Annotated in this window: 13 protein-coding genes; 11 read left to right on the top strand and 2 right to left on the bottom strand. The window is 59.9% G+C overall.

Annotated elements, in window-relative coordinates:
* Positions 1-166 precede the first annotated feature (166 nt).
* From N7333_RS15025 to N7333_RS15015, 3 genes are read left to right on the top strand one after another with little or no spacing between them, the layout of a single operon-like run.
* Positions 167-2,143 (top strand): class I SAM-dependent DNA methyltransferase, encoded by a 1,977-nt coding sequence (locus N7333_RS15025; protein ID WP_061362516.1) that lies wholly within the window; start codon positions 167-169, stop codon positions 2,141-2,143.
* Positions 2,140-3,531, top strand: a complete 1,392-nt coding sequence (locus N7333_RS15020) for a restriction endonuclease subunit S (protein WP_061196819.1) — start codon at positions 2,140-2,142, stop codon at positions 3,529-3,531. The genes N7333_RS15025 and N7333_RS15020 overlap by 4 nt, the downstream gene beginning before the upstream one ends.
* Entirely contained in the window at positions 3,532-6,720 is a 3,189-nt protein-coding gene (locus tag N7333_RS15015; protein ID WP_279859047.1) for a DEAD/DEAH box helicase family protein, read from the top strand.
* 30 nt (positions 6,721-6,750) lie between these two features.
* Here N7333_RS15015 and N7333_RS15010 read toward each other — a convergent pair whose 3' ends face one another.
* A complete protein-coding gene (locus N7333_RS15010; protein ID WP_021263503.1) occupies positions 6,751-6,972 on the bottom strand; it encodes a helix-turn-helix transcriptional regulator in 222 nt (73 codons plus the stop codon).
* Between the two features lie 102 nt (positions 6,973-7,074).
* Here N7333_RS15010 and N7333_RS15005 point away from each other — a divergent pair, with 102 nt between their 5' ends.
* From N7333_RS15005 to N7333_RS14985, 6 genes are all read left to right on the top strand, one after another.
* Positions 7,075-7,665 carry a hypothetical protein gene (locus N7333_RS15005; protein WP_055985793.1) on the top strand — a complete coding sequence of 197 codons (591 nt, stop codon included), beginning with the start codon at positions 7,075-7,077 and terminating at the stop codon, positions 7,663-7,665.
* Positions 7,662-9,062 carry a DEAD/DEAH box helicase family protein gene (locus N7333_RS15000; protein WP_279859046.1) on the top strand — a complete coding sequence of 467 codons (1,401 nt, stop codon included), beginning with the start codon at positions 7,662-7,664 and terminating at the stop codon, positions 9,060-9,062. Before N7333_RS15005 ends, N7333_RS15000 begins: the two co-directional genes overlap by 4 nt.
* A 90-nt stretch (positions 9,063-9,152) precedes the next feature.
* Complete coding sequence (locus tag N7333_RS14995; protein ID WP_279859044.1) at positions 9,153-9,455, top strand: hypothetical protein; 303 nt, start codon at positions 9,153-9,155, stop codon at positions 9,453-9,455.
* Positions 9,456-9,575: 120 nt separating this feature from the next.
* Positions 9,576-9,839, top strand: a complete 264-nt coding sequence (locus tag N7333_RS24255) for a BPSL0761 family protein (RefSeq protein WP_079393012.1) — start codon at positions 9,576-9,578, stop codon at positions 9,837-9,839.
* Positions 9,840-9,853: 14 nt separating this feature from the next.
* Entirely contained in the window at positions 9,854-10,456 is a 603-nt protein-coding gene (locus tag N7333_RS14990; protein WP_279836688.1) for a DUF6088 family protein, read from the top strand.
* A gap of 515 nt (positions 10,457-10,971) precedes the next feature.
* Positions 10,972-11,469: a hypothetical protein gene (locus tag N7333_RS14985; protein WP_021441674.1), complete on the top strand. Its 498-nt coding sequence runs from the start codon at positions 10,972-10,974 to the stop codon at positions 11,467-11,469.
* Here the strand turns inward: N7333_RS14985 and N7333_RS14980 are convergent.
* A complete protein-coding gene (locus tag N7333_RS14980) occupies positions 11,466-11,891 on the bottom strand; it encodes a hypothetical protein (protein WP_021441675.1) in 426 nt (141 codons plus the stop codon). The two genes, N7333_RS14985 and N7333_RS14980, sit on opposite strands and share 4 nt — an antisense overlap.
* Before the next feature lie 81 nt (positions 11,892-11,972).
* Here N7333_RS14980 and umuD point away from each other — a divergent pair, with 81 nt between their 5' ends.
* Both umuD and umuC read left to right on the top strand, forming a co-directional pair.
* A complete protein-coding gene (gene umuD / locus N7333_RS14975) occupies positions 11,973-12,404 on the top strand; it encodes a translesion error-prone DNA polymerase V autoproteolytic subunit (protein ID WP_036987084.1) in 432 nt (143 codons plus the stop codon).
* Complete coding sequence (gene umuC / locus N7333_RS14970) at positions 12,404-13,663, top strand: translesion error-prone DNA polymerase V subunit UmuC (protein WP_278326097.1); 1,260 nt, start codon at positions 12,404-12,406, stop codon at positions 13,661-13,663. Before umuD ends, umuC begins: the two co-directional genes overlap by 1 nt.
* Positions 13,664-13,971: the final 308 nt, after the last annotated feature.

The following is a 13,971-nucleotide window of genomic DNA, read 5'->3' as shown; positions in this document are numbered from 1 at the left end:
GAACAGCAGATAAAGTTCCTCTTATATAAAAGGCTCATTACTTCTCAGGGCATCCACAAGTCGGGCTTCCGCGATGCTGTCGAGAAAACTCAAACAGTGCGGGTGAGGTGATGACGGGCGTCTAGGTTAGACTCGCGTTTTTACGCGTATTCCAAGGAGTAGTAGCGTGAACACGCAAAACCATTCCCAGACGGCCGCGTTTCTTTGGTCCATTGCCGATCTGTTGCGCGGTGACTTCAAGCAATCTCAGTACGGCCGCATCATCCTGCCGTTCACCCTGCTGCGGCGTATGGAATGTGTGCTGGAGCCGACCAAGGAAGCGGTGATTCGTGAATCCTACGCCCAGGAAGGTCGGCCTGATCTGGTGCGCGAGCGGCTGTTGCTGCGCGCCGCCGGGCAGCAGTTCTTCAATGCTTCCAAGTTGACCCTGGGCACGCTGTCCGACACCCAGACCGCTGCCGATCTGATGAGCTATGTACAGTCCTTCAGCAAGGATGCCCGCGAGATTTTCGAGCACTTCCACTTCGAAGACTTCGTGCAGCAACTCGCCGCCGCCAACCTGCTGTATCAGGTAGTGCAGCGCTTCGCCGCCACCGACCTGAGCCCCGAGCGCATCAGCAACTTCGGCATGGGCATCATCTTCGAAGAGCTGATCCGCAAGTTCGCGGAAAGCTCCAACGAAACCGCCGGGGAGCACTTCACCCCGCGCGATATCGTGCACCTGACCACCTCGCTGGTGATCACCGGGCAGGACGACAAGCTCAAGCCCAACAGCATCGTCACCATCTATGACCCGACTGCCGGCACCGGCGGCTTCCTCTCCGAGGGAGACGAGTACATCCAATCCATCAGCCAGCAGGTCACCGTGTCGTTGCACGGCCAGGAGCTCAACCCCGAGTCCTACGCCATCTGCAAGGCGGACATGCTGATCAAAGGTCAGGACGTCACCAGCATCAAGCTGGGCAACACCCTGTCCGACGACCAACTGGCCGACAGCCGCTTCGACTTCATGCTCAGCAACCCGCCATTCGGCGTGGAGTGGAAGAAGGTACAGAAGCAGATCACCGACGAGCACACCGACAAGGGCTTCAACGGCCGCTTCGGCCCCGGCCTGCCGCGCGTGTCCGATGGCTCGCTGCTGTTCCTGCTGCACTTGGTCAGCAAGATGCGTGACCCGCGTGAAGGCGGTTCGCGCATCGGCATCATCCTCAATGGCTCGCCGCTGTTTACCGGCGGCGCCGGTTCGGGCGAGTCGGAGATTCGCCGCTACCTACTGCAGAACGATCTGGTCGAAGCCATCGTCGCCCTGCCCACCGACATGTTCTACAACACCGGCATCGCCACCTATGTGTGGGTGCTGAGCAACCACAAGGCCGCCGTGCGCCAGGGCAAGGTGCAGCTGATCGATGGCAGCCAGCACTTCGCCAAGATGCGCAAATCCCTGGGCAGCAAGCGCCAGTACCTCACCGAGGAACAGATCGACGAGTTGGTGCGCCTGTATGGTCGTTTCGAGGAAACCGCGCAGAGCAAGATCTTCCCCGTCGAAGCCTTCGGCTACCGACGCATCACCGTCGAGCGCCCGCTGCGCCTGAACTTCCAGACCAGTGCCGAGCGCATCGCCAAGGTGCTGGAAGAAAAAGCCATCGAGAAGCTGGAAGCCCCAGCCCGCCAGCGCCTGATCGAAGCCCTGCAGGCAATGGACGAAAGCCAGCTGCACCGCAACCGCGAGCAGTTCAGCAAGCTGCTGAAGAAGTCTCTCGCTGCCCGCGATGTATCGCCCAGCACGCCCGAGCTGAAGGCAATCCTCAGCGGCTTAAGCGAGCGCGACTCCGAAGCGGATATCTGCATGGTCAAAGGCCAGCCGGAAGCCGATGTCGGCCTGCGCGACAACGAGAACGTGCCGCTGGGCGAGTCGGTGTACGACTACTTCGAACGCGAAGTAAAACCCCATGTGCCGGATGCCTGGATCGACGAAAGCAAGACGGACGCGCAGGATGGCGAAGTCGGTGTGGTCGGCTTCGAGATTCCCTTCAACCGCCACTTCTACGTGTTCCAGCCACCGCGTCCGCTGGCCGAGATCGACCGCGACCTGAAAGCCTGCACCGACCGCATCAAGCAGATGATTGAGGGGCTGTCGGCATGAGTTTTCCGACGTATCCGGTGTACAAGGATTCCGGGGTTGAGTGGTTGGGCGAGGTCCCCGAGCATTGGGCAATCTTTTCCCTGAAGCGCTCGGTTGATGGCTGTACCAACGGTCTATGGGGTGACGAGCCAGATGGGGAAAATGACCTGGCAGTGATTCGTGTGGCGGACTTTGATCGCGCCACCTGCAGTGTCGGGCTCGACAAGCTTACGTATCGAAGCATTACGCAGAAGGAGCGTGCTTCACGTCTTCTTCAGTCTGGAGACTTGCTGATCGAGAAGTCTGGTGGTGGTGAGAAGACATTGGTCGGATGCGTTGTTCTGTTCGAGCATGAATTCGAGGCCATAACCTCGAACTTTGTTGCCCGAATGCGCCCTTTGCATGGGTTCGATAGCGGATTTCTCTGCTACTCGTTCGATAGCCTTTATCAGGGGAAAGTTAATTTTCCGGCGATTAAACAGACCACCGGCATTCAGAACCTTGACTCTGAGTCCTACCTGCAAGAGCGATTCTGCTTTCCAACCTTGGCAGAACAAACCCAAATCGCCCGCTTCCTCGATCACGAAACCGCCCGAATCGACGCGCTGATCGAAGAGCAGCAGCGCCTGATCGAACTGCTCAAGGAAAAGCGCCAGGCCGTGATCTCCCACGCCGTCACCAAAGGCCTCGACCCTACGGTGCCGATGAAAGACTCCGGCGTGGAGTGGCTGGGCGAGGTGCCGGCGCATTGGCAGGTGTGCAAGCTCAGTTTTCGCTACTCGGTCGAGCTTGGAAAAATGCTCGATGAGAAGAGAAATACAGGGGCCAATCCTGTGCCCTATCTGAGAAATCAGGATGTTCAATGGGGCGCAGTCAATATCGATGAATTACCGTTAATGGATATTGAGCCTGCTGAGTATAGACGTTATACGGTTAGGCTCGGCGATCTCCTTGTTTGTGAAGGTGGGGATGTGGGACGAGCTGCAATTTGGAGGCATATTGATAGCATTATCGGCTACCAGAAAGCGTTGCATCGACTGCGCCCGGAGTCGCCGAAGAGCGATACTGCCGAGTTCTTTTTTTATACTTTGATGGCGGCAAAGTCGTTGGGGGTCTTTGAAGAGTCCGATACGAAAGCAACAATATCGCATTTGCCTGCCGAAAAATTTAGGCAGTACAGATTTGCTTTTCCGCCTCTCGAAGAGCAGCAAAAAATTGCTGCGGTGATGGGAGAAATACTCGAACGCTCAAATGAGACTATCTCCTACGCTGAGCGCACGATAACCCTCCTTCAAGAACGCCGCTCCGCCCTAATCTCCGCCGCCGTCACCGGCAAAATCGACGTGCGCGACTGGCGGCCCCCGGTCAGCACCCAAACCCCCGAATCAGCCGTAGCAGAGGCCCACTAAATGGCGGACAGCAAGGAAGCTCAATTCCAGCAGGACATCATCACCGCCATGATCGCGCAGGGCTGGCTCACCGGCCCGGCCAGCGGCTATGACCGGCGCACGGCTTTGTATACCGAGGACTTTCTCGGTTACTTCAAGGCGGCCTGGCCGGAGCGCTGGGACAAGTTCGCCAAGGCCAACCCCAACAACCCGGAAGCCGTGCTGGTGCAGAAGCTGGTGCGCGAGCTGGAGCAGGACGGCACCCTGGATGTGCTGCGCCACGGCTTCAAGCTGCCGGGGGTGAAGATTGAGCTGTGCAGCTTCAAGCCCGACCACGGCATGAACCCAGACACCCTCAAGCGCTACCAGTGCAACCGCCTGCGCGTGGTGCCGGAGGTGTCCTATTCGCCCCACTACCGTGAAGGCGAATACAACCCACGGCTGGACCTGGTGCTGTTCGTGAACGGCATTCCCGTCGCCACGCTGGAGCTGAAAAGCGAGTTCAAGCAGAGCGTGGAAAACGCCAAGCGCCAGTACCGCGTTGATCGCCCGGTTAAAGACCCGCTGACGCGCAAGCCCGAGCCGCTGCTGACCTTCAAGCGTGGTGCGCTGGTGCACTTTGCCGTGAGCCAGGATGAAGTGGCGATGACCACCAAACTGGCTGGCAAGGAGACCTTCTTCTTGCCGTTCAACCTCGGCAGCCTCGATGGCGGTGCCGGCAACCCGCCCGCGCCGGACGACAGCCAATACGCCACCGGCTACCTGTGGCAGCGCCTGTTCCAGCCGGATGCCTGGCTCAAGGTGCTGGGCCGCTTCCTGCACCTGCAGAAGAGCGTGAAAGAGGATGCCGACGGCAAGCGCGTGACCAAAGAAACCCTGATCTTCCCGCGCTACCACCAGTGGGAAGTCGTGAACAAACTGATCGACACCACCCGCGCCGAAGGGCCGGGCAAGCGTTACCTGATCCAGCACAGCGCCGGCTCCGGCAAGTCCAACTCGATTGCCTGGACGGCGCATCAGCTGGCCTCGCTCTACGATGCCGAGGGCCAGCGCCTGTTCAACTCGGTGATCGTGATTACCGACCGCACCGTGCTGGACAAGCAGCTGCAGGACACCATCTACCAGTTCGAGCACGCTCAGGGCGTGGTCAAGTGCATCACTCGCGATATCGGCAGCCAGAGTAAGTCCGAGCAACTGGCCGAGGCGCTGGCCGAGCAGACGCGCATCATCATCGTCACCATCCAGACCTTCCCGGCGCTGTTCGATGCCCTGGACAAGTACCCAAAGCTGGCTAGCGGCCGCTATGCGGTGATCGCCGACGAAGCGCATTCCTCGCAGACCGGCTCCTCGGCCAGCAAGCTCAAGCAGATTCTCGGCAGCGATGCTCCGGATGCTGAAGAGATCAGCGCCGAAGAGCTGCTGGACGCCGCCGTGGCCGCCCGCGCGCCCAACGAGCGCATCAGCTACTACGCCTTTACCGCCACGCCCAAGGCCAAGACCCTGGAGCTGTTCGGTCGGCCGGCCAATCCGGCATTGCCGGCGAGCGCCGACAACAAGCCCGAGGCGTTCCACCTGTACTCCATGCGCCAGGCCATCGAGGAGGGCTTCATCCTCGACGTGCTGCAGAACTACACCACCTACAGCACCGCCTGGAAGATCGCCCACCCGGACGGCGACGACGAGGAAGTGGACTCGAAGAAGGCGCGCATGAAGCTGGCGCGCTGGGTGCGCCTGCACCCGTACAACATCAGCCAGAAGGTGGAGGTGATCGTCGAGCACTTCCGCGCGAATATCCGCCACCTGCTGGGCGGCCAGGCCAAGGCCATGGTGGTCACCAGCAGCCGGCAGGAGGCGGTGCGCTACCAGCTGGCGGTGCAGGCCTATGTGCAGCAGATGGGCTACGGCGATGTGCACCCGCTGGTGGCCTTTTCCGGCAGCGTGCTGCCGGATGGGGTGATCCCCGAAGAGGTGACGGAAAGCAGCAGCCTGCTCAACCCCGGCCTGAACGGGCGCGACCTGGCGGAAGCCTTCGATACCCAGGACTTCAACGTGATGATCGCCGCCAACAAGTACCAGACCGGCTTCGATCAGCCCAAGCTGTGCGCGATGTACGTGGACAAGAAGCTGCAGGGCGTGGACTGCGTGCAAACCCTGTCACGCCTGAACCGCACCTTCGGCGACAGCAAGCCGACCTTCATCCTCGACTTCTTTAACGACGCCCAGGACATTCTCGACGCCTTTCTGCCGTACTACACCAAGGCCGAGCTGACTGACGTGACCGACCCGCAGCTCATCTATGACCTGCAGAAAAAGCTGGATGCCGAGGGCATTTACCACTGGGAGGAAGTGGCGGCGTTCGCGCTGGCCTTCTTCGACCCCAAGGCGGCCGCCAGCAAGCTCAGTTACTACTGCGCGCCGGCCAAGGAGCGCTTCTCCAAGCGCTACAAGCTGGCCCAGGAATCACGCCAGCACGCGCTGGACTTCAAACGTACCGCTGAGAAGAACGGCGACAGCGCCGGCCTGAAAAAGGCCGAGGCGGCGCTCAAGGAAGCGGGCGAACAGGTAGATCAGCTCGACCTGTTCAAGAAGAACCTGCAGAGCTTTGTGCGCCTGTACGAGTTCCTTTCGCAGATCATCCCCTATGAGGATCGCGAGCTGGAGCAGCTGTGCGTGTACGCCAAGCATCTGCACCCGCTGCTGCGCGTGGATCGCCTCGATCAGGAAGACGTGGACGTGGGCGAGCTGCAACTGACCCACTACCGCCTGACCAAGCGCGCCGAGCACCAGCTGCGCCTGAGCGAGGAGCAAGGCGACTATGGCCTCGAACCGGCCACGGGACTGGGCAGCGGCAAGCCCCTCGACCCGGAGAAGAAACGGCTATCGGAAATCATCGAGGCGCTCAACGATATCTTCGGTGCTGAAGTAAGCGATGAGGATCAGCTGCAGTTCCTCACCGGCATCGCCAATCGCATCAGTCGTCAGGAGGATGTGATGGCCCAGGTCAACAACCACTCGGTCGAACAGGTGATGCATGGCCTGTTCCCCAAGAGGGTGCTGGACACCGTGCTGGACGCCATGACCGATAACGAAAAAATGTCGCTGGAAGTGCTGGATAACGACACCAAGAGCCGGGCATTTGCGTTGGTGATCTTGAAGATGCTGACGGGGGCTGGAGGTTTGGGGCAAGGTAACAGCGGCGCTGCTGTCTGACCTTCTTGAGCCTGGTATTACTTGCTCTAGTTAGATTTCAGATGGCTTTGGCAGAAGGCTTGAAGGTTCGCAGGCGAGTTCGCCTGCGATGCGGTAGAGCTTCTCGACGGTGATGTTGACCTCGCCACGCTCGATGCGACCTACATAGCTGCGGTCGAGACTGCACGCCAGCGCCAGTGCATCCTGGGAAATCCGGCAGGTCTTCCTCTGCATTCGGATGCGTTCCCCTAACGCCTTCGCCAACTTATCCATGACCGTCTCAATTCAACTTGAGGCGGCAATATCGTGCGTTTGCGGACGTATAGGCCACGGATTATAATCCGCATTTTCGCGCTATTTCTTCTGGTGCCCTCAATGAAATCGGCCTCGTTTATCTTCGACAGGCGTCTGTATGAGCTGCTTCAGGAGCCAGGGCGTACATCGTTTACGACCCGCGAACTGCGCGATGCCTATGCCGCTCGCTTGAGTGGCACACAATTCCGTATCGCCGATGTGCGCCGCTATGTGTATGAGCAGATTCGCCGATTAGTGCGCGCGGGCTGGGTTTCACCGGACGAGGACCGCCGTGTTCGAGGGCAGGTTTACCACCTGCAGCCGATTCCGACACATCTGCAACTCGAACTGATAGACAACGGTTTTGAGAACAGCCTGATGGCCGCCGGAATGCCCGAGCCAGGCACAGCGGTACGCGATGCGGAAGCTTTGCCGCTTGAGTCGTCAGCCAATACGGATTTGCAGTTGGAAGCGCTCCACAAGGAAATCCGCTTGGACTTTCTCACTTCAATGGGCGAGGCAGAGCGATTCAAACTGCTTCTGGAAGAAATGCCGCATTTACGGGACAAGCTTGAAGGCGATTACCTGGAAGCCAGGGATCGCAGTTCTCGCCTCTTGGGGCATCTGCGCGCCATCGAAAAGACCCTCAAAACGCTAGCTGCGCCACGATGAGCCGCTCGCTACGGAGCTGGCAGAACAGCTGCATCACTCGGGCGTTGGAGCACTTTACCGTCACGCCGCACTTCTTCTGCCAGGCAACGCCGGGAGCCGGAAAGACGCGCATGGCTGCAGAACTGGCCAGCCGACTGCTTGAGCAGGACAGAATCGATTTGGTGCTGTGCTTTGCGCCGTCCTGCCAGGTCGTGGAGGGTTTTCGTTCGACCTTTGCGGCTGTGCTAGGCAGGCGTCTCGACGGCCAGATAGGTGCCGTGGGCGCGGCTTATACCTATCAGGCTATGGAATACCGTGATGAGGGATTCTGGCAGCTTCTTGATGACTACCGTGTGCTGGTGGTTTTCGACGAGATCCATCATTGCGCCGGCCACGATCCGCTGCTCAGCAATGCCTGGGGGCAGCAGATACTGCATCGGATACAGGATCGGGCTGCCTTCACGTTGGCCCTGTCTGGCACGCCCTGGCGTTCGGACGATAAGGCCATCGCATTGGCTCGTTACTCTTCGCCCGAGGGGCATTTGATCTGTGACTACCGTTATGGCTTGAAAGACGCCATTGCCGACGGCGTGTGCCGATCCCCTCGCATTGTTCTGCTCGACAATCAGAAGGTGAAACTCACGGAAGAATTGGGTGCGGATAGCTCCGTTAGGCTGTTTCCCAGCATCGCCAAGCTTTTAGGGGAGTCACCTGTCACCTATGAGGAACTGCTGCGCCATGATGAGGTGATCAATCCAATCCTAGACCTTGGCTGCAGCAAACTGAGCGAGCTACGCCAGATCAAACCTGATGCTGCTGGTTTGGTGGTGGCCACAGACATCGAACACGCCCAGCAAGTTGCACTCGCACTGGAAGCCATGGGTGAAGAGTGCCGCATCGTGACGAACAAAACCCCGGATGCGCAGCAGGTGATCAATGCATTCCGGAGCAGCGCCTGCCGCTGGATTGTGGCCGTCGGAATGATCAGCGAAGGTACCGACATCCCGCGCCTACAAGTGTGCTGCTACCTCAGCCGTATCCGCACCGAACTGCATTACCGGCAAGTGCTGGGGCGAGTGCTGCGGCGCACAGGTGAGTCCGACGACCAGGCATGGCTATTCATGTTGGCGGAGCCAACGCTTCAGGGCTTTGCGGAGCGAATTTCGGATGACTTGCCTGATGACCTGGCAGTTTTGAGCGATGTGCAGATGCCTGGTTTTACTCCAGGCTCCAGGCCTGAGCCGATGGGCACTTTGGGTCATGTCGAAGGTTTCGACGGTGCGGGGTTAGGTGGTGCAGAACCGGGTATTGGATCGCAGCCTACGAACATCATTTCGCTGGGTGGCTATGCAATTGAGCCCGTTTACCAGGTCAGCTTTTCCCAGCATTATCGGCAGCAGCTACTGGCTTGTTTTTAATGCTCAGCCAGTCGAGGCTGATCCAATGATGTTGGTGTTCATGAATCCATAACTGGCCGGCGTCGTGTGGAACGTAATCGTGAGGTGTGCATGGAGATTAAGTCGCAGGCATTGGTCGATGTCGTTGAAGATGTGATCTGCGACGTGTGCCGCTCTGGCACGCGTATTCCCGGCTATGATCCCCAATACGGCAAGCTTGAAGCCCAATGGGGATATGGCTCCCAGCATGATGGGGAGCACTACCGGGTGGATCTCTGTGAGCCCTGCTTTTTCAGGGTGCTGAGTGGGTTGCGTCGGGAGCGCATGGTCAATGGTATGTTCGATGATGATCAGCCATTTGCTTCCGAAGATTTTGGTCTGGTCAGCAAAGACAACTACTGGGGAAAGAGCTGATCGTAGGATTGAAAATCCATCAGCCGCACCACGTCGAATCGCGTGCAAATGAGGGGTAAGCGCGCGGCTTGCCCGTTCTGGCCTCGTAGATTGGAATAACTGAATAAGGAGGTAGCCACTTTGACCCTTCCGCATGAAAGAACCCGGAGTGTCGTCAAGACCGAAGCTTTTCTCCGCGACCTCTCTCGTAACACCGAACTACCTGATGACATTCGCAGCTATGCGAAAAGCCTGCTCAGACACTACCCGTCCGCCGATCAAGTTTTCTCGTTGGGGCGCCTCGAAGAGTGCCTGGTAAACGACGCTCAAGATGATGAATATCGGCGAAGGGTGATTGCGTTCCATCAGCCGCTTTTCAGTTCGTCGTTAAACTTCACGCTATAGGCGTGAACGCCACGATGCTCAGCACTGATCAAGCCCAGTCGGTATCCGCCCGGATTGCGCAACGAGTCAAGCGCCTACCTAAAGGGCAGCCGTTCAGCATTAGCCGTTTTACAGGGGTTGGAACGAAAAACGCCGTATCCAAAGCAATAGCTCGACTGGTCAACCGAGGCGAGCTCGAACGGGTGTATCGCGGAATTTATATGCGCCCGAAACCCGGACGCTACGTTGCAAGGGCTCGCCCCAATCCCTGGAAATTGATTAGCCTGATTACCAAGCAGAAACGCTTGTCTCTGCAGATCCACGGCGCCAATGCCGTCAGAAGGTTTGGGCTCAGCACCCAGATGCCACTCATTCCAATCTATTACACCAACGGAGCCAGCCGTTCAGTATTCATTGGGAACGCTGAAATCAGGCTGATACATGCGGCCCCTATGGTCATGCAGCATGCAGGGACTGAGATGGGTGCCGCTATCAGTGCATTGTTTTATCTCGGTAAAGGCGGCTCAACTCCTGAATGTATTGCGGCGATCAAGAAAGGGCTCCGACCTGAAGACTTAGTCAAATTGCTGGCCTGCAAACTGCCGAAATGGATGCGAACGGCATTGGAAGCGCAATAGCGAAATCGCTGCATTGCGAACTGCAGGGTAGGGGCTGTAAGAACCAATGATCATAAGCGGCTGGCGACAGATATTTTGAGCACCGAGCACCGAGCACCGAGCACCGAGCACTGATCATTTGATGATCAACATCGGCGTTTCCTAACGAATTCTGAGCACTCCAGCCCGGCCAAGCGTCAGGGATTTCGCCTAGTAACGCGCACGTTGAATTTCAGCTGAAGTTTTTACACAGCCTGGGCCGCTTGTTGCCTGTCACGCTTGGCTGGTTTGGGGCGACTGTCGCCGCTCGTAGCTTTCTCAAACCAGCACTCTGTTCTGACTGAACTCACTACACAAAAGTGTATCTGGACGTTTATTACCGGTTCCTGCTGCCCGTTCCGTGGCGGGCCCTGACGGCCATGATCACGATATGAATTACCTGCGTGAAATCATGCTGAGCCTAGCCTAAAGTCAGATGTCGCATTCAAGATATATAACCGGCTAGGACAGCAGCCCCCCTCGAAAGGAATTCGACTATGCCTACGATCCTCCGCTACCTTTCCGTCTCCCTTGCTTCCGCCCTGGTGGCCGCTTATACGGCCCTGTGGTTGGCCTACCCCGCGCCCCTGGAACAGCCCCATGCGGTTGTTCGCCCGCCGCTGATCATTCAGCAGCAGGGGGACGATCTGTTGTTGTGGGGTGGCTGGAATACGGTGGCCGGTTACGAGCCGCCCGGGGTGAATGCAGTGGAGATTCGCTGCAACCGCGGCCGCGGCACCTGCCAGGAGGCTTTTGCCTCGATCCACCATCACGACGAGGGCGAAGACCTGGAAGCCCAGGTGTTCGACTACGAAGTGGTGGAGTGGACGGAGCAGATGCTGCATGCCACGGCGACCATGCCCGAGGCCGAGTGCGTGACACGCAGCCTGGTGGTCGCACTGCCGGCCGGCTCCGCCTCGCTGGAGCTGGTGCCGCAGGGCGATGACTGCGAGTTCGAGGTCAGCGCTGCGATGCTGGAGGGTGACCCGCTCTAGGCCGTTACCAGGCTCGGCCAGCGGTCGTGCACCGTTGGCCCACCCTGCGGCGGTGTGGTGGTGACCACGTAGACCCGCCGTTCTTCCCCGTGCTCAATGAGCAGCGCCTCAATGGTTTGGCCTGGCTCCAGGTCAAACCAGTGCGAGGCACCGGCTGCATTCTTCTCCATAAAGCGTTCGGCCAGCACCTGCACTGGCTGCGGGTGGTAGCGCGCCCATTTGCCGGCGGTGATGGAGTCGGTTCGGGCCCAACCGGTGGCGGGCAGGTGGCCGGGTTGCTCTTTGCGGCGGCCCCAGGGGACCCAGGCCACGGCGCCATCGGCCTGACGCACGGGCAGGGCGGCGCGTGGGTTAGGGAAGTAGATTCGCAGTTGCTGGCCGGTTTGGGTGTAGCGCCCAGCCACTTCGACGCCGCCGCACATGAGGTGCCTCCCGTCTATTGTCGTTGCCAAGGTTGGGGTTTGATAATACTGTATTCATATACAGTATTAGTGAGGTTATCCATGGCCCTGACAGTGATCGGCCGCCCGTTGCGGCCAGGTCTGCGGCTACCGTTGTTCCTGAGCCGCGTTGCCGCCGGCTTTCCTTCCCCCGCTGAGGACCATATCGAGGCCAGCCTCTCGCTGGACGAGCTGTGCGTACTGCACCCGGCGGCCACCTTCTTTCTGCGGGTGGTGGGGGACAGTATGACTGGCCTGGGGATTTTCGACGGCGACATCCTGGTGGTAGACCGCTCGATCACGCCGCGCGCGGGCATGGTGGTGGTGGCGGTGGTGAACGGGGAGTTCACCTGCAAGCAGTTGGCCTATGAGCACGGCGCGCCGGTGCTGCGCGCGGCGAACAAGGCCTACCCGGACATTCGCCTGCGCGACGGCGAGGACCTGGAGGTGTTCGGCGTGGTGACGCGCTGCATTCACAAGCTGCCGGGGATCTGATGCCGACCTATGCCCTGGTGGACTGCAACAACTTCTACGTGAGTTGCGAGCGGCTGTTCCGCCCCGATCTGCGCGCGTTGCCGATGGTGGTGCTGAGCAACAACGACGGCTGTGTGGTGAGCCGCAGCAACGAGGCCAAGGCGCTGGGCATTGGCATGGGCGAGCCGTTCTTCAAGATCCGCGACTTGGTGCAGGCGCACGGCGTGCTGGCGTTCAGCAGCAACTATGCGCTGTACGGTGACGTTTCCGCCCGGGTGGTGCGGGTGCTGCGCGAGCTGGCGCCGCGGCTGGAGGTGTATTCGATCGACGAGAGCTTCCTTGACCTGGCCGGGCTGGGCCGGCCGCTGGCTGGTTACGGTCGGCACATTCGCGCGGAAGTGCAACGGCTGACGGGCATGCCGGTGGGGGTGGGCATCAGCACCACGAAGACCCTGGCCAAGTTGGCCAACTGGGCCGCCAAGCGGCGTAGCCAGAGCGGGGTGGTGGTGGCCACCCGGCCCGAGCAGCAGGCGGCGTTGCTCAAGGACGCGCCGCTGGGCGAGGTGTGGGGCGTGGGGCGCAAGCTGCAGGCGCACCTGGGCGCGCTGGGTGTTAAAACCGCCTGGGATCTGGCGCAGCAGGACGCCTGGACGATGCGCAAGCAGTTCTCGGTGGTGCTGGAGAAGACCATTCGTGAGCTACGTGGCGAGCCGTGCTTCGCCCTGGACGAGGGACCGGAGCCGAAGCAGATGATCACCTGCAGCCGCAGCTTCTCGCGCCGGGTGACGGAGCTGGCGCCGCTGCGCGAGGCGGTGGCCAGCTACGCCTGCCGCGCAGCGGAGAAGCTGCGCGCGCAAGGCGATGTGTGCCAGCTGCTGCAGGTGTATATCCGCACCGGGGTGTTCAACCCGGACGAGCCGCGCTACGCGCGCACCGCCAGCGTGCCGCTGCACACGCCGAGCAACGACTCGCGCGACCTGGTGCAGGCGGCGCTGGCCGGGCTGGAGGGTATCTACCGGCCCGGCTACCGGTACCAGAAAGCCGGGGTGATGCTGATGAACCTGGCCAGCCCCGGGCAGGTACAGGCCGACCTGTTCACCCCGGCGCCGCGGCCGCGCAGCGCGGCGCTGATGGCAACCGTGGACAGGATCAACACCAACATGGGCCGCGGCACCGTGCGCCTGGCGCGCGTGCCGGCCCTGGGCGGCTGGTCGATGAAGCAGGAGCTGCGTTCTCCGGGGTACACCTGCCGCTGGGACGAGCTGCCAAGGGTACGTTAGATCATGAACAGGTGAGAGAGCTGCCGTTGCTGACAGCGACCTACCAGGCGCTCCAAAGATAAAGGGGGGTGTGAAAGATCCACTACCATTAAGTCAGCTGCTGCCGGTCGCGACAGACTGAAGTCGAACCACGGCTATCGGTCGTGGTAGGCAACAACCGGCCAGAAGCGGACATTCACAGTGACTGAGGAATGAGGGGCGGGTCACTTTTGCTCGGATAACCTAACGCCGCAATCACCCGCTTGTCGGGTGCATTGCTTTGTTATGCGCTTTCTCTGCAAGTGCGTTGATCGCACATTCATCTAACC

Source organism: Pseudomonas sp. GD04158, from assembly GCF_029834875.1.
In the GTDB taxonomy this organism is placed as follows: Bacteria; Pseudomonadota; Gammaproteobacteria; order Pseudomonadales; family Pseudomonadaceae; genus Aquipseudomonas; species Aquipseudomonas hydrolytica.
The sequence above is the reverse complement of the archived record's forward strand: the minus strand, read 5'-3'. Positions and strand labels throughout refer to the sequence as shown.